Below are 20247 nucleotides of genomic sequence, written 5' to 3'. Positions count from 1 at the left end.
CACCAGACGCACGTATGCCGTGTGCCCAACTGGGCACACGGCATACGGCGTCGTGGGGGAGTGACCCTCAGGCGGACTTCTTCTTGCCCGGCTTCTCGCCACGGGAGGCGCGAAGGAGCAGGAGGCGCTCCTCGAGGAGCTCCTCGAGCTCGGGGATGGAGCGACGCTCGAGCAGCATGTCCCAGTGGGTACGAGCCGGCTTGACCGGCTTGGCCTCGGGCTCGGGGCCGCCGCCCTGGAGCTTGGCGTCCTCGCCGCAACGGCACTCCCAGGTGGCGGGAATCTCTGCCTCGATCGAGAACGGAAGCTCGATGCGGTGTCCCTGCGGGCACAGGTACGTGGTGATCTGACGCTCGCTCGGGACGACGTTCTCGTCCGTCTCCATGCTGAGGGCGCCGAGTCGGCTGCCGCGCAGGCTGCGTTCTGCCATGGGGTATCTCCCAACGAATTCGTGGATCCCGACGGAGGGTGCCGCGTCGGGTGTCACAGTGTGAAACGGCTGAGGAACCGCCGTTGTTCCGAGAACAGCGATGACTCGCTGCCGCCCGTGCTTGGGCGCAGGTCCCCCTGTGACCGGAATCACGCCGTATCGGCGCGACAGATCAGTCTAGCGGATCTGGACCGCCACTGGCACATCGTCGTGCCGGGTGCCGGGTGCCGGCGTCAGACGATCGCGGGCAGGGTGTTGCCGGCATCCTTGATCCCGCGCTCGGCGTCGAGGCGCAACAGGAAGAACGCGCCGAGCACGAAGAAGATGATCAGGGCGAAGATCGCCGGTCGGTACGACCCGGTCAGCTGGAACATCACACCGAACAGCAGGGTGCCGAACCAGGAGGTGCCCCGCTCGGCAGCGCCGTACAGGCTGAAGTACTCCCCCTCTCGACCACGGGGGATGAGCAGGCTGAAGAAGGACCGGGAGAGGGCTTGGGTGCCGCCCAGGACGATGCCGATCGCCACGGCCAGCGCAAGGAAGAGCGCGACGTTCTTCTCCGGAAGGAACAGGGCGAGCACCACGATCACCATCCAGGCGTAGGTGCCCCACAGGATCGACCTGAAGGAGCCGAATTTGCTGGCCAACCGGCCGAAGAACAGCGCACCGCCGAAGGCCACGAACTGGATCACCAGGATGGTCGCGATCAGCACCGACTTGTCGAACTTCAACTGCTTCTCGCCGTACGTCGACGCGGCATAGATCACTGTCTGGATGCCGTCGTTGTAGAACAGGTACGCGACCAGGAATGTCAGCGTCATCGGGTAGTTCTTCAGGTCCTTGAGGGTCGCGAACAACTGCCCGAAACTACGTTGGAACAAGCCTGCCGAAGGACCCTCCGGCACCACATTCGTCGCGGCGTAGTTGCGCAGCCGGCGCAGCGGAATGATGGTGAAGGCCGCCCACCACACGGCGGCCGAGACCAGCGACAGTCGGACCGCCATGCCTTCACTCAGCCCGATGGCGTCATGGCCGAGGAACATCCCCAGGTTGACCGCCAACAGCAAGCCGCCACCGAGGTAGCCCCAGGCCCAGCCGCGGCTGGAGGCACCGTCACGCTCCTCCACGGTCGAGATGTCGACCAGGATCGCGTAATAGGCGATCAACGAACAGCCGGCAAGGATGCTGCTGAGCACCACGGCAATGGCGCCGATCTGCCAGTTGTCGCCCTCGACGAAGAAGAGGAGGGCACAGAAGAACGCGCCAGCGAACGCGAAGCCGGCCATGTTGTACTTCTTGCGGCTCGAGCGGTCGACGAAGGCGCCCACGATCGGCAGGATGAACGCGCTCGCGATGGTGGCGAAGCTCGTGAGATAGAACGGCAACGAACCGGCCGACAGGTGCAGGCCGAGAACAGACACCGTCCGGCTGCAGGGATCCTCCTCATCGAGGCAACCGGCGGCGTTGCCCGCAATGGTGCTCAAGTACGGCGCGAACATCACCGAGAGGACGGTGGTGTAGAACGCCGAGTTCGCCCAGTCGTACCAGTTCCAGGCGTTCTGCTGCTGGCGTCGGTCGAGCGAGGCCACGTCGGCGGTCGCGGTTGGTGCGCTCATGCGTGGTCCCCGGTCGCGGCCAAGGCCGACTGCGTCGTCATGTGCCGAACTTTCGCACACCCACCCGGGGTGTGGGGCGAGTATGTCTACTCAGCCTGCGAACTCCCAGTGCCATGGTTCAGGTGTGGCCTGCATCGGCCCGGCCCAGCTCGGGTGGAACCAGCCGTAGAGCGGGGCGTTCTGCTTCATCCAGAGGTGGGCCGGGGCGCCGAAGTTCTGAATGCCGCCGCAGAGGTCGAGAGCCATGCCGAGGCCGTGACGGCTCGTGCCGGGTCGAGCGGCGAAGCGTCCCCGCTTGGCCTTGGTGATGTATTGCTGGCTCAGTGAGCGGTAGGAGTCGGTGACGCAGATCGGGCTGCCGGTCTGCTTGGCATAGGCCTGGCTCATCGCATTGAAGGCCGCCGCAGCGCGGGGGGAGAGCATCTCGCCGGGTGCCTGCCACAACGGGCACAGGGCAGAGGCCGGGAACAGACCGTTGGGGTAGGAGCTGGACGCCGTGCTGCACGGCTTGCCGACGCCTGTCGTGGCCAACGAGGAACCAAGGACCTTCTGCAGCTTCTCGTAGGCGGCCTTGGCCTCCGGAGTCTGGATGCCCACGAGGTAGGCGGCGATGGGGCCGGCCTTGGCCACGTCGGCAGCCTGCGTCTTCTGCAGGAGCGCCAGCTTGTCCTGCTGGGTCTTGACGAGGGCGTCGAGTGCGGCCTTCTCGGTCACGATCCTGGCGGCAGCATCGGTCGCGGCCTTCTGCGCCGCGGCACGACTGGACGTCAGCTGATTCGCGCGGGCGGTCAACGTTCGGACCTCGTCGACGGCACGAACCCGCTGATCGGTGAGGTAGGACAGGTCGCCCAGCGGGTCGCCCACCTCGGCTTCCTCTGCGCGCATGGCGTCGAGCATCGAGAGCATCTCGCCACCGGTGCCGCCCTCGGCATAGGCCTGGAAGGCCCACTCGCGCACGATGGTGCGCGCTCGGATGAGGCGTCCCTGGAGGACTCCGAGCTCGATCTTGGCCTGGTCCGCCGATGTGGTGGCCGCCTGCTCAGCCGTCCTGGCCTCCGTCAACGACTCCAACAGCGCGTTGGACTGGGTCGCGAGACCCTGCAACTCCTTGAGGGCGACGGACAGCACGGTGTTGGAGGCGGTGATCTGGGCCCAGATCTGGTCGGCGGCGGCGATCTGCTTGGCCAGGTCGGCCGTGGTCAGCAGTGTGTCGGGGTCGAACGAGCGGGGACCGTCATCGGACTCACCCGGGCTCGGCGGCTGCCACGGCAGTCGTGGTGTCGGAGTCGGCGTCGGCCTGGGCACTGGGGGCGGTGTGGTCCCAGGCGGGGGTGTCGTCACCGGAGGTGGGGTGGTCGTGGCAGGAGGGGGCGGAGTCGTCGCCGGGGGAGTCGTCGTCTCAGGGGGCGGGGGCGGTGTCGTCGTCTCCGGCGGTGGAGGCGGTGTCGTCTCGACCGGAACCGCAGGGGTCTCCGTCGGTGTCACGGGCTCGGCCGATGCAACCCCCAGGGACAGCGCAACGGCGACCGCAGTGGCGGCCAACCCTGTCGCCGCTCGCGACAGTCGTCTGCGTTGCATGGTCCAGGTTCACTCTCCGGGCGCGTCAACCGCGCCCCCTGCGCTTGACCGGGCAGCACCCGGCGGTCTTCCCCATCAACAGTAGATGGTGGCGTCGTACCTGTCAGCCGGACTGCGCGATGGCGTCGGCGACCGCCTTGGCAAGAGCAGCGTGGCCAGCGTCGTTGGGGTTGGTGCCACCAGCCACCATGAGATCCGGCTTGTCGACGAGCGGTTGTCTGGTGTCGAGGTAGACCACCTCGGCCTTCTTGGCGGCGGTCTCGACCTCGGACGTCTGAGCAGTCAGCGATGCCGGCACGGGCCGCAGGTCCCACCACGGGTTGACCACGTAGATCGTGGCCCCGGGCGCTGCCTTCCTGAGATCCGCGAGCGTGGCGCTCACGGCTTGGGCGAACTCAGCGACCGGAAGTCCCGAGTCGTTGCCGCCACCGGTCACGACGATCGTCTTCGGGTTGGCCTTGGCCACCTCTGCCGCGACGCCTTCGAAGTTGGGGCACGCCGTCTGTCCGCAGGAACCCTCGGGCCCCTTCCGGAGGTAGCCGGTGCGGGCATGACCGAGGTTGACCTCCTTGAGGCCCAGCCCGGCCGCGACGATGGACGTCCAACGCTTCGCCGGAGCTGTCGCGCTCTTGCCCTCCGCCACGGAGTCACCCAGGAAGACCACCGACTCGGACGTGGACGGTGTCGACGGTGAAGGCGTCGCCGTGGCCGTCGGCGACGCCGAGGTCGCCGGACCCGCGGGCGCGGATGCCTCGGGTGTCCGACTGCGCAACGAGAAGCCCACGAGGATCAGGGTGAGGACGAGAAGGGCTGCGAGTGCACCGTTCTCGAGACGGTCATTCATGTCCAGCAGTGTTCCACGAGACCCGCGACCAGCCGCGGACGTCCCGACCTGTCCGGTCGCCAGACCTGAGTGGACAAGGGCGGACCTTCCGTTTGACCCGCCCCTGGTCGGCCGAGATGGTGAAACCTCACCCGCTCGTGGATCACCGTCGCCCCACAAGGAGCATCCAATGCGCCGCATCCTGTCCCGGCCTGCCGCCACTCTCGTCGGCAGCCTCGTCCTTGCACTCGGCATCGCCGCGCCGGGTGGCGGATCCGGAGGCCTGCCCGCAGCGCAGGCGGCCACACCGCTGACGTCAGAGGTGAACCCCTTCATCGGCACCCAGGACAACGGCAACACGTTCCCCGGCGCCAGCGCGCCGTTCGGAATGGTCCAGGTGAGTCCCGACACCGGGGGAGAGGGCGGCTACGACTATTCGCAGTCCTTCATCCACGGCTTCAGCCAGACGCACCTGTCGGGTGTCGGATGTCCCGTGGTCGGGGAACTCCCGGTCATGCCGACAACGGGAGCGGTCACGTCGACCGACACCACGGCATACCGAAGCGGTTTCACCCACGACGACGAACAGGCGACGCCGGGGTACTACCGGGTGGGGCTCACGAAGTACGACATCGACGCCGAGGTGACGGCGACCGACCGCACGGGCTGGCAGCGCTACACCTTCCCGGCGGGTCAGCAGGCCAACGTCCTGTTCAACACGGCCAAGGCCAACAGCACCGTCTTCGACTCCGAGATCCATGTCGTCGGTGACCGCACGATCGAGGGACGCATCCACAACGGCAACTTCTGTGCCGGCAAGGACGAGCACACGATCTACTTCTCGGCCCAGTTCGATGCGCCGTTCGAGGGCTTCGGGACGTGGACCGGGTCGACGCGCACTCCGGGCGCTCGCGACGCCTCGACCGAGCGCGGTGGCAACGGTGCCTGGGTGACCTTCCCCGCAGGCACCACGAGCAGCACCCTCAAGGTCGGACTGAGCTACACCGGGGTTCCGGGCGCCCGCGCCAACCTCGCCGCCGAGACCGGGACGTCCTTCGACTTCGACGCGACCCGCACGGCTCTGACGCAGCGGTGGGAGACCCAGCTGGGCAAGGCGCGGATCACGGGCGGGACGACGGCTCGACGCACGGCCTACTACTCCGCGCTGTACCACGCGTTGCTCCACCCGAACCTCGCCGAGGACGTCGACGGCAAGTACTTCGGCTGGGACGGCAAGGTGCACACGAGCGACGGATGGACCGCACGTCAGAACTTCTCCCTGTGGGACACCTACCGACCGCAGAACCAGCTGCTCGAGATCCTCGAGCCCGACGTCGCGCGCGACTCCTACCTGTCGATCCTCGCCATCGGGCGTGAGGGAGGGTGGCTGCCCCGCTGGGCGCTGGCCAACAGCGAGACCAACATCATGACCGGTGATCCCGTGACACCGTTCCTGGTCGAGGGCTGGTCCAAGGGTTTCCTTGCCGGGCACGAGGCCGAGGCCTACGCGTTGCTCAGGCAGAACGCCACGGAGCGACCGCCGGTGGACAGCCAGTTCAACGGACGCAGCGGTCAGCACTACTACGAGGAGCTCGGCTACATCCCGTTCGGGCTCGAGCTCGGCACGGACTGCGTCCACCACGGCGGTGACAACGACTGCGTCCACCCGGCATCAGCAACCCTGGAGTATGCCGCTGCCGACGCGTCGCTGGCGCAGATGGCCAAGGGACTCGGCAAGACCGCTGACGCGTCGATGTTCGACGAGCGAGGTCGCAACTACCGCAACCTCTTCGACGCAACCACGGGCACGTTCCGGCCCCGGCTCGAGGACGGCACCTGGCTCGACCCCTATGACCCGGTGGAGGCGTCGCACGCCTTCCACGAGGGTGGGGCCTACCAGTACCAGTGGCTCGTGCCGCAGGACCCGGCCGACCTCGTCAAGCTCCTGGGCGGCCAGGCCAGGGCCTCGCAGCGACTCGACGACTTCTTCGCCTACGACAAGCTGCTGACCGACCCCGCGGGGACGGTGCGCAACGACTGGATCGAGGCGACCTACGCCTACTACTCCAAGCCGACCTACAACCCGAACAACGAGCCGGACCTGCTGGCGCCCTACATGTACGCATGGGTGCGGGAGCCGGCCAAGACCGCGACGGTGACGCGGGCGGCATACACCCTGTTCAACCCCGGACCGGACGGGATGACCGGCAACGACGACCTCGGCACGATGTCGGCCTGGTACGTCATGTCCTCGTGGGGCCTCCACCCGCCGATGAGTGGAGCGAACTACTTCGTCGTCTCCACGCCGCAGTTCGAGCGCACCGACATCACGGTGGCGCGACCGGAGACGGGCACCGCTCGGCAAGGTGGACACCTCACGATCACTGCTCCGGGAGTCTCTGACGACCGTCGCTACGTGCAGTCCTTGACGGTCAACGGCTCGCGTTCGACGAAGAGCTGGATCGGTTGGGACGCACTGCGATCGGGTGGTTCACTCCAGCACGTCGTGGGGGACACGCCCAGCTCGTGGGGCACCCGTCCGTCCGATGTGCCGCCGACCGTGTCGACCTCGAAGGGTTCGTCGCAGGTGAGTCTCAGCATGACGGCCAGGCCCAATCCCCTTGTCCTCGGGACCGATGCGACATCGGGCAAGTTCGTCGTCGACCTTGTCGGGCAGGCACAGAAGAGTCTGCCGGCGCGGGTGACCGTGGCCGTGCCGGAGGGTTGGACGGCGACGAAGGCCAGCACCGACGTCGTCCTCAAGAGCAACGGTGTCCCTGCGTCCGCCTCGGTGCCGGTGACCCTGGGTCTGCCCGCTGGGGCGGCTGCAGGCGACCACCAGGTCGTCGTCACTGCCTCGGCGCCGGGCGTGCCCGATGTCGTTCGCACCCTGACGGTGACCCTCAAGGAGCCGCTGACGTGCGCCGGTGCTGCGGCGCCGTGCGCGGTCGACCTGGGCGCCGAACGCAACCACGACGGGACGGCGACGGTCGCGGCGAGCACCGAGGGCAACTTCGACGGGAGCGGCTGGGCGTTCGACGGAGCGCTGCTGCCGACCGCCGGCTCGTGGGTTCACGAGGGAGTGGCGTATGCCGTTCCGTCGGCTCTCGGGACAACGCCCAACTTTGTCGAAGCTCGGGGTCAGACGTTGCTGGTCCCGGCAGGGGCGCGGTCACAGGTGCGCCTCATCGGTGCGACCCACAACGGCGACGTGACGACGGCACTGCGGATGACGTACACGGATGGATCGGTGGCGAATGTGCCCGTCTCGCTCACGGACTGGGCCGCTGGCAGTGGCCACAACGGCAACACGGTGGCGATCGCCATGGACCATCGCATCAAGGGCGGATCAGGCGTCGACGGGCCACCGGTGCAGCTGTTCGCCGCCAACGGCGCGACCGACGGCGGCAAGCAGCTGCAGTCGATCACCCTGCCGAACGACCCCCGTTTCGAGGTGTACGCGCTGACGCTGCAGTGAGTCGGTGGCTGTTGTCCACAGGCGGGTGATCGGGTGGATCGTTGTCCACAGATCACCCGCCGGGACTGGCGGCCCGCGAGGGCGCCCACGCACGCTGGCACCAGACATTGGTGCCGCGTGCGGCGTGAAGAGGGAGTCCAACATGGCGAGCAAGGCCGCTGACGCGACGGAGACGTCGGTCAACACTGTCGAACTGTCCGGGCGAGTCAGCGGCGAGCCCGAGCTGCGCGAGCTGCCCAGCGGCGATCAGCTGGTGACGCTGCGACTCGTCGTGGCGCGGCCGACGGGAGGGCCGGTGGACACCATCGACCTGGCTTGCTGGTCGGCGGCCGCGCGCCGGTCGGCCGGGCGGCTGGCCGATGGTGACCAGGTGCATGTCACTGGGGCCCTGCGGCGTCGCTTCTTCCGCACTCCGGGTGGTGCGGCGAGCCGCTACGAGGTCGAGGTGACGAAGCTGTCGCGTCGTCGGGTCAGTGCGTCAGCTTGAGGCCCACGACGCCCGCGACGATCATCCCGACGAGCACCAGACGCAGCGCTGAAGTCGGCTCCTGGCCCGTGACCATCGCGTAGCCGACGGTGAGGACGGCACCAATGCCGACCCACACGGCATACGCCGTCCCGACCGGAAGGTCGCGCATCGCGAAGGCGAGGCCGACCATGCTCAGGGCGAGGGCCGTGCCGAAGGTGACGCTGGGCCACAGGCGGCTGAGACCTTCGGAGCGACCGAGCGCGGTGGCCCACACGGCTTCCAGGACACCGGAGAGAAGGAGAACGATCCACGACATGACGAGACACTCCTGCGGGCCGTCTTGTCGCGTGCCGGGTACGGCGCCCCTCGTCCGGAAGCCTGGTCCCAGGCTCTGACCCGAAGGTCTCACACGAGGGAGTGGCGGGCAAGTTCGTGCAGGACGGGCGTCACAGATCCAGTTCGTAGTAGATGGCCAGCGGGCCGTCGGCGCGTCCCTCATGGCAGTTGAAGCCGAAGTCCTCGTAGAGGTGGCGCGCGGCTTCGTCGTCCTCCGAGGTGTTGAGGTCGACATAGGTGGCTCCGCGTTCACGGGCGTGCTCGAGGACCTCGGTGAGGAACTGGCGTCCGATGCCGTGGCCCCTGTGGTCGGGAGCGACGTAGAACTCTGCGAGATAGGCCTCCTTCTCGGCCGCCCACGTCGCGGTGCGGAATCTCAGGATCGCCAGGCCGATGGCCGGCTCGCCCGTGAGCAGGACGCTCGTGTCGCCGTTGTCCACCAGTTCGGAGAGGTGACCTGCGAGCCACTTTGGTTCGGGTGACGGGTCGCCATACTCCGTGTTGAAGTCCACCAACAGGTCTGCCGCACAACGGAATTCGTCGTTGGTGGAGGCTGAGAAGCTCGTTCCCATTCACTGAGGCTAGCGCCCTCGTGGGGCACTGGCCATGGGGGAGTGGGTGCGCCAAAGGAGTGGTCCGTAGCAGGATCGCCGGTGTGAGCGGGAATTCGGCGTCCGAGGACAGGTTGCGCGACCTCGTGCTGCTCCGGCGCGTTCGCGATCGGATGGACCGGGAGTTCGCGCTGCCGCTCAACGTCGACGCCCTCGCGCAGGACGTACACATGTCGTCCGGGCACCTCAGTCGATCCTTCAGGGCGGCCTACGGCGAGTCGCCCTACAGCTACCTGATGACCCGTCGGATCGAGCGGGCCATGGCGCTCTTTCGACGAGGGGACCTCAGCGTCACCGATGTCTGTTTCACCGTGGGGTTCTCCTCCCTGGGAACGTTCAGCACCAGGTTCACCGAGCTCGTGGGTATGCCGCCCAGCACCTATCGGGCCATGGCGCAGGAGTCCGCCGGCGAGTTGCCCTCCTGCGTCACCAGGGCTGTCACGAGACCGATCAGGAATCGAGAAGCACCGTCGGCGCCGCCCAACTAGCGTCTGCGGCATGGACATCACCATTCACCACACGTTCCTTCCGCACACCGACCCAGAGGCGTCGCTCGCGTTCTATCGCGACGTCCTGGGTTTCGACGTCCTGACCGACGTGGGCCAGGGCACGATGCGCTGGATCACCGTCGCACCGGCCGGAACCACGGCTCCCTCGATCGTGCTCAGCCCGCCGGCGGCCGACCCGGGCATCACCGAGGAGGAACGCAGCACCATCGCCGAGATGATGGCCAAGGGGACCTACGCCACGATCGTGCTGACGACGCCACACCTCGGCGAGACCTTCGACGCGGTTCAGGCCAGCGGGGCCGAGGTGACGCAGGAGCCCACCGACCAGCCGTGGGGAGTGCGTGACTGCGCGTTCCGTGACCCCGCTGGCAACCACGTCCGCATCAACCAGGCTTCCTGAACTCGCGGATCCTGCCGGATGTGCGATCCAGCTGCCCAATGGCTGAGCGACTCAGCGGCTCGTGAGGATGACGAGCCGCTGGGTCGCCCTGGTCATCGCGACGTAGCGGTCGACCGCTCCCTCGATCCCGGCACCGAACGTCTCGGGGTCGACGAGGACGACGAGGTCGAACTCAAGGCCCTTGGAGAGCTCCGGCGTGAGAGCGTGCACCCGCGCCGTCGCCTCGAAGCTCGGATCGCCGATGACGCAGGCGACACCCTCGTCGTGTTCGGCCAGCCACGCACCGAGGATCGTGTCGCGGTCTGACACCGAGGCATGGGTGACCGGAACTCCCGTGCTGCGGATGGACGTCGGGACGTTGGCGTCCGGGATCGCTGCCCGAATCACTGGAGCGGCCTCTGCCATGACCTCTTCGGGCGTTCGGTAGTTGATGCTCAACGACGCCATGATCACGCGGTCGAGGCCGACGCGAGCCAGGCGCTCCTCCCAGGACTCGGTGAACCCGTGGCGTGCCTGCGCGCGGTCGCCGACGATCGTGAAACTGCGTGAGGGGCAACGCAACAAGAGCATCTGCCACTCTGCGTCAGTGAGCTCCTGAGCCTCATCGACGACGATGTGCGCAAACCTGCCGGCCAGTTGGTCGACTGCGGCGGACGGGACGATCTCGGAGTCGACGAGGTTCGTCCGGATGTCGGGGTGCCGCAGCATCGTCACCAGCCCTTCGCCGTCGTCATCGGCAGCGATGAGGTCGTCGATGACGGTGGCCACCCGCTCTCGCTCTGCTTCTGCTGCGGCCTCCTGTCGGCGCCTGCGTCGTGAGGCCTCGGGGTCACCGAGGCGTTGTCGTGCCGCATCGAGCAGGGGGAGGTCCGAGAGCGTCCAGGCCTGTGCATCGTCGCGCTGGAGGCAACGGATCTGCTCAAGACTGAGCCACGGAGCACATCGGTGCAGGTAGGCCGGAACCGACCACAGGTCGCTCACGAGGTGCGTGGCCTCGATGAGCGGCCAGGCCCTGTGGAAGGTCTCGAGGAGGTCCTCGTTCTGCCGCAGGGTCTTGCGCAGCAACTCGTGCGGGGCACCGGCCTCCTCGTCATCGTGCTTCTCGACGATGATTGCGACGAGCTCCTCCCAGATCTCGTCGCGCGCCTCGTTGTGCGGGGTTCCGGGGGCGGCGGCGTCGAAGGCCAGGGCCCAGTCCTCGGGGCTGAGCCAGACCTCCGCCCAGTGCGTTTCAACCGTCATGCCGTCGCGAGGGGGCTCTTCATAGAGCGTGACTGCGGGCTCGATCGCCGAGACCATGGCGGCCGTCGACTTCAGCCGAGCAACGGTGCCATCAGCCTCGATCGGTGCACTGACGCCCTCGGGTACGAGGTCACGGATGGTGCACGTCAGGACTCCCTCCTCGCCGAGGCTGGGCAGGACGTCAGAGACATAGGCCAGATAGGGCTGATGCGGTCCAACGAAGAGGACCCCGCCCTTGCGGTGGCCGAGTCGCGGATCTGAATACAGCAGGTATGCCGTCCGGTGCAGTGCGACGACCGTCTTGCCCGTGCCTGGACCTCCGTCGACGACGAGGGCCCCCTTGGACCCCGCACGCACGATGGCGTCCTGGTCGGCCTGGATCGTGCCGAGCACGTCGCGCATCCGTTCGGAGCGGTTGTTGCCCAGGCTGGCAATGAACGCCGACTGGTCATCGAGCGCGGCGTTGGACTCGAGGCCGTGGGCCGTGAACACCTCGTCCCAGTAGTCCGTGACCCGACCGTTCTGCCAGCGGTAGCGGCGCCGACTGGCAAGGCCCATGGGGTTCGCGTGGGTCGCGCCGAAGAAGGCTTCACCGGCGGGGGAGCGCCAGTCGACGAGGAGCCGGGAACCCTCGGCGTCGGTGAGGCCCAGGCGCCCGATGTAGATGGGCTCGAAGTCATCGTCAGCAACGATGTGGCCCAGACAGAGGTCGACGCCATAGCGGCTCAGGGTGCGCAATCGACCGGTGAGGCGGTGGATCTCCAGGTCGCGATCCATCGCGGCCTGACCCTTGCCGCCGGGCGCCTTGCGGGCAGCTGTCAGCCGCTCCGAGAGTTCGCGAATGGTCTGTTCCAGGCTGAACGCGATGGCGCCAAAATGGCTCTCATCAGCGGCGATCAGCGCTGGACCGGCCTTGGGGGAGAGTCGTTCGGGGAGGTCGAAGAAGCGGGGGGTCGTGGTCTTCACTCAGTGCTCCGATCGGCCAGAACATCCGGCCACGACCGTCAATTCTGGACACGAACTGCCGCTTGCGGCAAGGCCCCCTGTGCGTTATAGCTTGGGAGTGGAAGGACGCGTGAGGCGCGCCTTCCTCTTTTTGTACCCAGGGGAGTCAGGCGCGAACCAGCAGCTGGAACTCATTGCCGTCAGGGTCGACCAAGGTCATTGACCCCGGTGTTCCGGTGGAGTCGTCGGTGCGGCTGGCGCCCAGGGCGGCGAGCCGTTGGGCCTCCGCCTCAAGCTCCGTCCCGCTCGCGACGGACAGGTCGAGGTGCAGTCGGTCCCGACCGTTGCGGGGCATGAGCGGTGGCCCGCTCCATGTGATCTTGGAGCCGCCGTCAGGTGACTGGATCGCTGTTTCTTCGTCCTGGTCCCACACCAGTGGCCAGTCCAGCGCCTTGCTCCAGAAGTAGCCGACGGCCTGCGACCCGTCGCAGTTGATCGCCCCGATGACCCCGGTGTCGGCAAGGAAGTTGTTGCCGGGCTCGATGACGCAGAGCTCGTTGCCCTCGGGATCCGCGAGGACGACATGGCCGTCGTCAGGCGTCTGTCCGATGTCGATGTGTTGGCCACCCAGTTCGAGGGCTCGAGCGACGGTGGCGTCCATGGCCGCCTGCGATGTGCTGGTGAGGTCGAAGTGGATCCGGTTCTGGTCCGGCTTGGGGGTCTCGGCCCGCTGAACGGTGAGGCGATAGGTCGCGCCGTCCTGTGGGCTGACCGTGGCGGAACCGTCCGGCTCGTCGATCACGTCCCAGCCGAGCAAGCCACCCCAGAACCGAGCGACTCGCTGTGCGTCATGGGCGTCGATCCGGACAGCGTGCAGCAGAGCGGTCATTCACTCACGGTACGGAGCGGGCCAACGCGGGCGCAACGGAATTTGGATGGTCCCACGCTGCATGGGCCATGAGCAGGCAAACAGGGAGTGGTCGCAGTCACAACTCGATGCTCGTCGCCACCCTGACCTCGTCAGAGCCTGCACTCAGGTCCATCCGTTCCAACGGCTTGAGCAGCAAGCGCGCATCGCCCGCCTCGTCTCCAGCGTCTTCCTCTGCGAGCCGAGCGAGGATCGCCCGGGCATCCCGCAGGCGCTTCTTGGCGCGCGCGAGGTGGACCACGCGCTGTCGATCTGTCAGTTGTCTCATCTCTGTGCCCCCGTTGACATCAATCCCCAACACCATAACCCTGCCAGGGAAGGGCGCAAAAGCTAGTACGTGGTCCGAAGCGCTCCGCAGCAGGGCGGGTGTCTCCAACGCCTTCGTGTAACGCCGATAATCAACATTATGTCAAGTAGAGGCAAAGAAGGGGTGGAGCTGGGGCCCAGGAACGCCCCCCCCTGCACGTTGCACGAACGAGCACCTCAGATGAGCCAGGCCGTGTAGAACAGGCCCAGCCCTGCGAGGACGAAGACGCCGGCGATCACCCAGAAGCGGATGACGACGTTGACCTCGTCCCAACCGAGATGTTCGAAGTGATGATGAATGGGAGCGATCCGGAAGACTCGGCGTCCTTCGCCGGTGAGCCGCTTGGTCACCTTGAAGTAGCCGACCTGAATCATCACGGACATCGTCTCGAGGACGAAGACGCCGGCGATCACCGCCATGAGCAGCTCGGTGCGGGACATGATCGCGAAGCCAGCGAGGGCTCCCCCGATGGCCAGGGAACCGACGTCGCCCATGATGATTCGCGCCGGCTTGGCGTTCCACCACAGGAATCCTGCACACGCCCCGGAGATCGCGATCGCGAAGACCGCAAGGTCCAGGGGGTCGCGCACCTCGTAGCACTGAGCCTCCACCAGCGAGGGTCGAGAAGACCCGCACAACTGGTTGCTCTGCCAGATGTTCACGAGTGCGTAGGCGCCAAAGATCATGGCACTGATGCCCGTGAGCAGCCCGTCAGCACCGTCCGTGAGGTTGGCGCCGTTGGAGGTCGCGGTGACGACGAACCAGATCACGAGCAGGACCACGACCAAGGGCAGCTTGACCCCCCAGTCGTGCGTCGTGGAGATGTACTGGGACGCCGGGGTCACTCCCCTCTCGTCGGCGAAGAACTGGGTCGCCAGGACCCCGAACGCAAGCGCGACGAAAGTCTGGCCAGCCATCTTGGCGCCACTGCGCAGCCCTTGGTTGTGCTGCCGATACACCTTGATGAAGTCGTCCAGGAAGCCGATGACTGCGCACCCGGCAAACAACAGCAGCAACAGCCACGCACTGGCACTCGGGCGACCCCCCGTCAGGAACGTCGCGATCAGGTATGCCGCGGTCGCACCGACGACGATCACGACGCCGCCCATGGTGGGCGTCCCACGCTTGACGTGGTGGGTCGTGGGGCCATCGACCCGGATCGGCTGGCCAAAACCGTGTTTGGTGAACCACCCGATCGCGACGCGGGTCCCCAGGAGGGCGAAGGCCATGGCCAAGGCCCCGCTCAGCCCAACGGCCCGCATGATTCCCTCCGAGAAAGTTCGATGTGCAGGCAAGTCTGGAGGAGGCACACCCGCTAGCCGGGCATCGACACGCGCCCGTGACTCACCCCCGCATCCTCGGATCCTTCGTCGGATCGGCATACATCCTGGGACACCCGTCATCGACGGCGTCCGGACGCAGCTCGAAGTGCCACGGCTCGGTCCGGTAGATCTGGCAGAGCCCGTGGCGAGCACCGTTTCTGGCCAGCCACCCCGCCGACGCGGCGGGCCCGAGGTCCACCGCCTCCCCCGCCACGTGGGCCGAGGTCTCGGGCGTGGCCACCCACCGAGCGGCCTCCCTCTCCGAGCCGTACTTCGAGATCGCCTCTCGCAGGAGCTGTGCCTGGTGGTCCGGCGAGCGCCAGCCGCTGTTGACGACGAACTCATGTCCGTGGGCCTTGCCTGCGGTCGCCGCTCGACGCAGGGCAGCCAGCAGCTCGGGATCGAGGTTGGTCACCGCCGGAACCCCGTCGGTGAAGACCGTCACGCCTTCGGGCACTTCACCTGTGGCTCCAAGACCTGCGGGCTGCTGCACCCTCTGTGAGGCGAGCGGGCTGGGCGCCGACACGGAGGTCCCCGAAATTGACACAGTCAGTGGCGGTGCCGACGTCGAGGACGAGTTCGTGAGCCACTCGTGCCCGACGACCGCGACCATCACCGTGAGGACGGCCAGCAGGGCGCCGCCCTGGATCCACTCCGTCCGACGTCGTGTGTTCAGGGTCCGCACTGCGTTGCTGTAGGTCACGACGTCAGTCAAGGTTGCGGGTCGTTGCCACCGCGTATGCCGTTTTCCATACGTCTGCGATATCGCGACAGCCCTAGCATCGACGGCATGCGTGTGCTGATCGTCGAGGACGAGCCCCTCATGGCCGAAGCCATTCGCGACGGTCTCCGGTTGGAGGCGATCGCCGCCGACATCGCCGCCGACGGTGACGCCGCCCTGGAGCTTCTCGGCATCAACACCTACGAGATCGCGGTCCTCGACCGCGACATCCCCGGACCTTCTGGCGATGACGTCGCGAGGCAGATCGTCGCCTCGGGAAGCGGCATACCGATTCTCATGCTCACGGCCGCTGACCGCCTTGATGACAAGACATCGGGCTTCGAGCTCGGCGCCGACGACTACCTCACCAAGCCCTTCGAGCTCCAGGAGCTCGTCCTCCGTCTCAGGGCGCTGGATCGTCGGCGCGGGCACAGTCGGCCGCCGGTGAGTGAGCTCGCCGGTGTCCGTCTGGACCCGTTCCGCCGTGAGGTCTTTCGGGACGGGCGCTACGTCGCGTTGACGCGGAAGCAGTTCGCCGTGCTCGAGGTCCTCATCGCGGCCGACGGCGGCGTCGTCAGCGCGGAGCAGCTCCTCGAACGGGCGTGGGACGAGAACGCTGATCCCTTCACCAACGCCGTGCGCATCACGGTGTCGGCACTGCGCAAACGCCTCGGCGAACCCTGGATCATCAGCACGGTGGCCGGTGTCGGCTACCGCATGGACACGGCCCCCGACACCCGATCGGAGCAGCCAGACCGTGGATAGGGAACCCGGGATGACTGTTCGCCTCAAGCTCACGCTCAGCTACGCCGGTTTCCTCATGGTCGCGGGCGCCCTGCTCCTTGCTGTCGTGTGGGTCTTCCTGCTGCGATACGTGCCCGACGTGACGTCGGGACCGAGCCTGGGACCGGGGCCCGGCAGGTTCATCCCCAATCGCGGAGACCTCCAGCGCGCCTTCGTGCCGAAAGCCGCGTGGGCCATGGCCGCCCTGCTCGTGCTGGGCCTCGTGGGTGGATGGATTCTTGCGGGCCAGATGCTGGCTCCCCTGTCTCGCATCACGCGAGCCACCCGCCTGGCCGCCGACGGTTCCCTCTCCCACCGGATCCAGTTGGAAGGTCGTCAGGACGAATTCCGAGAGCTCGCCGACGCCTTCGACACGATGCTTGCCCGGCTCGAGGAGCACATCCTCGAACAGCAGAGATTCGCGGCGAATGCCTCACATGAGCTGCGCACTCCCCTGGCCATCACCCAGACCCTTCTCGACGTGGCACGAACCGACCCTGACCGGGACGCCGGCGAACTCGTCGAGCGTCTCCGCTTCGTCAACGCCCGGGCCATCGATCTCACCGAAGCGCTGCTCCTTCTCAGCCGCGCCGACCAGAGATCGTTCACACGCGAACGGGTCGATCTGTCCCTCATGGCAGAGGAGGCCACCGAGACCCTGCTGCCCATGGCCGAGGCACGCGGCATCGACATCGAGACCGAGGCGATCTACTCCCCCGCTCTCGGGTCCCATGCCCTGTTGCTGCAGATGACGACGAACCTCGTGCACAACGCGATCGTCCACAACCTGGCTGAGGCAGGGACCATCAGGGTCATGACCGGGGTGGAGGCAGGACAGGCCGTCCTCACGGTGGACAACACCGGCGTCAGGCTCTCACCGCAACTGGTGTCCACCATCGTCGAGCCGTTCCATCGTGGCAGCCAGCGCATCCGCAGCGATCACGCGGGCGTCGGGCTCGGCCTGGCCATTGTCCAGAGCATCGTGCGAGCCCACGACGGGGTGTTGACGCTGATCCCCAGGGATGAAGGTGGACTGTCCGTGACGGTCCACCTTCCCATCGCACCGTCCGTCACAGCCGGGCGAAGTTGAGGTCGAAGTCCTTGCGCCACGTGGCACCGCGTGTGGTCGCGAGTCAGCCTCTGCCGGCCAGTTCAGGCTCGTGCAAGCCGCGACGACGGCGATGTCATCACGTAGGGCTCCGGTGAGTCGAACCCCAGCCGCCGATAGAACGCCGCCGCGCCGACATTGGCCTCACCCACCCTGAGGTGGACGCCGGGAACGCCGCGATGGTCCAGCTCCCTGCCCAGCGTGCGCAAGAGCTCTCGGCCGAGGCCGCGGCCCTGTGCCTGCGGGAGAAGATCGATGTGCAGGTGCGCGGCATACCCCGTGTTCTCCGCGGACGCGAGCATCAGGTCCGGATGCACTCCCCCTGTGAACAACCACTTCTCGTCATCGTGATCGGTCGTGCGACCGTGTCGGGTCACGAACTCACCGACCCACGAGCGGTTCCACCATGCAACGAAGTCGGCGGTGTCGGCGACAGCGATGACGTACCCGATGGGGCCGGCGCCTACATCCACCACCCACGCGAGCCCATCGGGGTAACGAAGGTACGGCTCGAGGTAGACGTCCGGGATGAGGCCGTCGTCGGACCAACGACCCGTCGCATCCGCTCCGCTGTCGCCGGTGAGCAGGCAGACCCGGCGCATGGCGTCAAGGTCATCGATGGTGGCCCGGCGGATCGTCACGGATGCGCCAGAACTTCGCCATGCAGGATCGCGAACCATGCGTCAGGAGCAGAGCCCCAGGCCCGCCACCCCTCCGCGATTCGAGCGAGTTCGCCTGCGTCGACGCCCTGTTCGGCAGCTTGCCCCGCAAAGATCGGCCCACTGACACGCTCGGCCTGGCTCTCGCCCCACCAACGGCAGGTCGGTTCGTCGGCGTAGGTCCAGACACTGGTCGTGAGCCGGACATCGTCGAGTTCGGCAGCCTGCACCCATCCGCGCAGGCGTCGAGCAGCATCCGGCTCCGCGCCGTTGCCTCGGGCCACCTGCCGATAGAGGGAGCGCCAGTCCTCGAGCTCAGGGACCTCCGGGAACCAGGACATCGCGGCGTAGTCGGCATCCCGGACAGCGATCCAGCCGCCCGGTCGACACACCCTCGCCATCTCGTGCAGCGCACGCACCGGATCGGTGAGGTGCTGCAGGACCTGATGGGCGTGCACGACATCGAACGAGTCGTCGTCATGGGGCAGGGCGTACACATCAGCGAGCTCGAAGCGCGTCGTGGTGTCCCCACGACGCGTGGCCGCTTCGCGAGCGACATCGAGAGGATCCTCGACGGGTTCGATCCCCACGACCTCACCCGGCGCCACGATGGCCGCCAGGTCGAGGGTGATCGTGCCCGGACCACAACCGACATCGAGAACGCGCATCCCCGCTTCGAGAACGGGCAAGAGGTAGCCACAGGAGTTCTCGGCCGTGCGCTTGCCGTGAGAGGCAAGAGTCGCCCGCTCGTGCCCGTGGGTGTAGCGGTCGGGCTCCCCCGCCATGGCAGTCACTGCAGCCCCTGGTGAGTCGCCCACAGCTCACTGGCGCGCGTGGCCGCCGCGTCGATGAGGTCCACCGGCTCGGGGCGGTCCGGCACTCGGAAGGACGTGTAGCCACCTCTTCCCCCGGCCACGGGTCGGCCATAGGCCTTCGCTGCGACGTGCCCGTCAGGGAGCAGCCGGATGTTGAGGGTGGAGAGGATGAACTCCTCGCCGCGTCGAGAGTCGTTCCACTGCAACGCTTCTGGAACGTTGACGTTGATGGCCAAGGCACTGACCTCAACCGGTTCGGCTGCTGCGGCGTCGCCCCGGATGGTCATGCCAGCTTCCCTTCGTCGGCGAGTGCTGCAGCCAGCATGCGATGCCCCTGGGCCTCGAAGTCGGCGTCGCCCACCTGGTGAGCCCACACTGCCGTTCCGATGGCCTCACGGATCCGTTGCCGCTGCCAGCCCTCGGGGTCGCGCGGATCCGATCCATAGCCTTCGAGGAAGGCGTCCTCCAGTCGTGGATCGCGGAGAAACTGCTGTGCCGACAACCGTGAGAGATCGGTGTATGCCGGTCGCAGGGCGGCGCGTCCGAAGTCGATGGCCGACACCACCCCTTCGTGGGTCACCCAGTTGCGTGGCTGCCAGTCCCCGTGGGTCGGCACGAGGACGCTGACCGGTGTGGGCCATGACCCGACGATGCTCCGCAGTCGCGTCTCGATCTCGGCGTCGATGCGGTGCTCCTTGTCGAGCCAGCCCAGCGCGCCGAGCTGTTCCTGCTTCCAGTAGCCCTCGTCGGCGACCTCGAGCTGACCGTGGAGTGCAGCCAGGAGCGCTCCCGCCTGTCGATAGGTCTCGATCTCGCGCTCGGCTGCCTTCCCCTCGACCAGCTCGCCAGGGATGAACTGCGTGACGAGCACCCTCGCGTCACCATCCGCGTGGAGCAGCTGCGGTGCCCGGCCCGCTGCGACCCACGGCCCGAGCCACTCACGATGTGCCCGCAGCTCTCGCGCGAGGTGGCCGTCACTCTCGTCGGCAGCCTTGATGATCACCCTGTCCGGGCCGACGACGGCTTCGAGAACGACCGTTCCCGTCAGGCCCCAGCTGTGGTCACGGACGAACACGGCCCCGGGCAACCACTCCCCCACGCGCTCTCGCTGGGCCGGGCTCAGTCGTTCGGCCAGGCGTCCGCTCAGGGAATCGGGCAAGGCGCGCC

General features: G+C 67.3%; 21 protein-coding genes and 1 riboswitch. Of the genes, 6 read left to right on the top strand and 15 right to left on the bottom strand.

The annotated features are described in order from the left end of the window. Window positions 1–67 precede the first annotated feature (67 nt). The 4 genes from JNB_RS02760 to JNB_RS02745 all read right to left on the bottom strand — a co-directional run bounded on the left by JNB_RS02760 (window position 68) and on the right by JNB_RS02745 (window position 4468). Window positions 68–430: an RNA polymerase-binding protein RbpA gene (locus JNB_RS02760; protein ID WP_009774874.1), complete on the bottom strand. Its 363-nt coding sequence runs from the start codon at window positions 428–430 to the stop codon at window positions 68–70. A 233-nt stretch (window positions 431–663) separates the two neighbouring features. Beyond that, window positions 664–2046, bottom strand: coding sequence for an MFS transporter (locus JNB_RS02755; RefSeq protein ID WP_009774873.1), 1383 nt, complete (start codon window positions 2044–2046; stop codon window positions 664–666). Between the two features lie 90 nt (window positions 2047–2136). Further along, window positions 2137–3351, bottom strand: a complete 1215-nt coding sequence (locus tag JNB_RS20240) for a M15 family metallopeptidase (protein ID WP_009774872.1) — start codon at window positions 3349–3351, stop codon at window positions 2137–2139. Between the two features lie 376 nt (window positions 3352–3727). Further along, on the bottom strand, window positions 3728–4468 hold the full coding sequence (locus tag JNB_RS02745; RefSeq protein WP_009774871.1) for an SGNH/GDSL hydrolase family protein: 741 nt from the start codon (window positions 4466–4468) through the stop codon (window positions 3728–3730). Window positions 4469–4637: 169 nt separating this feature from the next. Here JNB_RS02745 and JNB_RS02740 point away from each other — a divergent pair, with 169 nt between their 5' ends. Both JNB_RS02740 and JNB_RS02735 read left to right on the top strand, forming a co-directional pair. Then, window positions 4638–7925, top strand: a complete 3288-nt coding sequence (locus JNB_RS02740) for a GH92 family glycosyl hydrolase (RefSeq protein WP_009774870.1) — start codon at window positions 4638–4640, stop codon at window positions 7923–7925. A gap of 142 nt (window positions 7926–8067) precedes the next feature. Continuing rightward, window positions 8068–8412, top strand: coding sequence for a single-stranded DNA-binding protein (locus JNB_RS02735; RefSeq protein ID WP_009774869.1), 345 nt, complete (start codon window positions 8068–8070; stop codon window positions 8410–8412). On the opposite strand, the gene JNB_RS02730 is transcribed toward JNB_RS02735, so the two are convergent. Both JNB_RS02730 and JNB_RS02725 read right to left on the bottom strand, forming a co-directional pair. Then, on the bottom strand, window positions 8396–8710 hold the full coding sequence (locus tag JNB_RS02730) for a multidrug efflux SMR transporter (protein ID WP_009774868.1): 315 nt from the start codon (window positions 8708–8710) through the stop codon (window positions 8396–8398). The two genes, JNB_RS02735 and JNB_RS02730, sit on opposite strands and share 17 nt — an antisense overlap. Before the next feature lie 13 nt (window positions 8711–8723). Next, window positions 8724–8789: riboswitch (guanidine-III (ykkC-III) riboswitch) on the bottom strand. A 51-nt stretch (window positions 8790–8840) separates the two neighbouring features. Further along, complete coding sequence (locus JNB_RS02725; RefSeq protein ID WP_009774867.1) at window positions 8841–9302, bottom strand: N-acetyltransferase; 462 nt, start codon at window positions 9300–9302, stop codon at window positions 8841–8843. A gap of 83 nt (window positions 9303–9385) precedes the next feature. On the opposite strand from JNB_RS02725, the gene JNB_RS02720 reads away from it, so the two are divergent. Together JNB_RS02720 and JNB_RS02715 are read left to right on the top strand one after the other, a co-directional pair. Beyond that, window positions 9386–9829, top strand: a complete 444-nt coding sequence (locus JNB_RS02720; protein ID WP_040883530.1) for a helix-turn-helix transcriptional regulator — start codon at window positions 9386–9388, stop codon at window positions 9827–9829. A gap of 10 nt (window positions 9830–9839) precedes the next feature. Further along, complete coding sequence (locus JNB_RS02715) at window positions 9840–10250, top strand: VOC family protein (RefSeq protein ID WP_009774865.1); 411 nt, start codon at window positions 9840–9842, stop codon at window positions 10248–10250. Between the two features lie 51 nt (window positions 10251–10301). On the opposite strand, the gene helR is transcribed toward JNB_RS02715, so the two are convergent. The 5 genes from helR to JNB_RS02690 all read right to left on the bottom strand — a co-directional run bounded on the left by helR (window position 10302) and on the right by JNB_RS02690 (window position 15697). Then, entirely contained in the window at window positions 10302–12458 is a 2157-nt protein-coding gene (gene helR / locus JNB_RS02710; RefSeq protein WP_009774864.1) for an RNA polymerase recycling motor ATPase HelR, read from the bottom strand. Between the two features lie 145 nt (window positions 12459–12603). Beyond that, on the bottom strand, window positions 12604–13326 hold the full coding sequence (locus JNB_RS02705; RefSeq protein ID WP_009774863.1) for a VOC family protein: 723 nt from the start codon (window positions 13324–13326) through the stop codon (window positions 12604–12606). 97 nt (window positions 13327–13423) lie between these two features. Continuing rightward, the gene (locus JNB_RS02700; protein WP_148232294.1) at window positions 13424–13633 is read right to left on the bottom strand and encodes a hypothetical protein; all 210 of its coding nucleotides are present in this window, start codon (window positions 13631–13633) and stop codon (window positions 13424–13426) included. A gap of 215 nt (window positions 13634–13848) precedes the next feature. Continuing rightward, on the bottom strand, window positions 13849–14934 hold the full coding sequence (mraY, locus tag JNB_RS02695) for a phospho-N-acetylmuramoyl-pentapeptide-transferase (protein WP_040883529.1): 1086 nt from the start codon (window positions 14932–14934) through the stop codon (window positions 13849–13851). An 82-nt stretch (window positions 14935–15016) separates the two neighbouring features. After that, a complete protein-coding gene (locus JNB_RS02690; protein WP_009774860.1) occupies window positions 15017–15697 on the bottom strand; it encodes a M15 family metallopeptidase in 681 nt (226 codons plus the stop codon). 87 nt (window positions 15698–15784) lie between these two features. Between JNB_RS02690 and JNB_RS02685 the strand changes: the two genes are divergently transcribed. Both JNB_RS02685 and JNB_RS02680 read left to right on the top strand, forming a co-directional pair. Further along, window positions 15785–16480, top strand: coding sequence for a response regulator transcription factor (locus JNB_RS02685; RefSeq protein ID WP_009774859.1), 696 nt, complete (start codon window positions 15785–15787; stop codon window positions 16478–16480). A gap of 10 nt (window positions 16481–16490) precedes the next feature. Then, window positions 16491–17588 carry a HAMP domain-containing sensor histidine kinase gene (locus JNB_RS02680; RefSeq protein ID WP_009774858.1) on the top strand — a complete coding sequence of 366 codons (1098 nt, stop codon included), beginning with the start codon at window positions 16491–16493 and terminating at the stop codon, window positions 17586–17588. Between the two features lie 62 nt (window positions 17589–17650). Here JNB_RS02680 and JNB_RS02675 read toward each other — a convergent pair whose 3' ends face one another. Genes JNB_RS02675 through JNB_RS02660 form a run of 4 tightly spaced genes read right to left on the bottom strand, consistent with a single transcriptional unit; the run spans window position 17651 to window position 20239 of the window. Then, on the bottom strand, window positions 17651–18247 hold the full coding sequence (locus JNB_RS02675; RefSeq protein WP_009774857.1) for a GNAT family N-acetyltransferase: 597 nt from the start codon (window positions 18245–18247) through the stop codon (window positions 17651–17653). After that, window positions 18244–19050, bottom strand: a complete 807-nt coding sequence (locus tag JNB_RS02670; protein WP_009774856.1) for a methyltransferase domain-containing protein — start codon at window positions 19048–19050, stop codon at window positions 18244–18246. Before JNB_RS02670 ends, JNB_RS02675 begins: the two co-directional genes overlap by 4 nt. A 5-nt stretch (window positions 19051–19055) precedes the next feature. After that, entirely contained in the window at window positions 19056–19367 is a 312-nt protein-coding gene (locus tag JNB_RS02665; RefSeq protein WP_009774855.1) for a hypothetical protein, read from the bottom strand. Then, a complete protein-coding gene (locus JNB_RS02660; RefSeq protein WP_040884126.1) occupies window positions 19364–20239 on the bottom strand; it encodes an aminoglycoside phosphotransferase in 876 nt (291 codons plus the stop codon). The genes JNB_RS02665 and JNB_RS02660 overlap by 4 nt, the downstream gene beginning before the upstream one ends. Window positions 20240–20247 lie beyond the last annotated feature (8 nt).

Source organism: Janibacter sp. HTCC2649, from assembly GCF_000152705.1.
Taxonomy (GTDB): domain Bacteria; phylum Actinomycetota; class Actinomycetes; order Actinomycetales; family Dermatophilaceae; genus Knoellia.
This window is presented reverse-complemented; position numbering and strand designations above follow the sequence as displayed.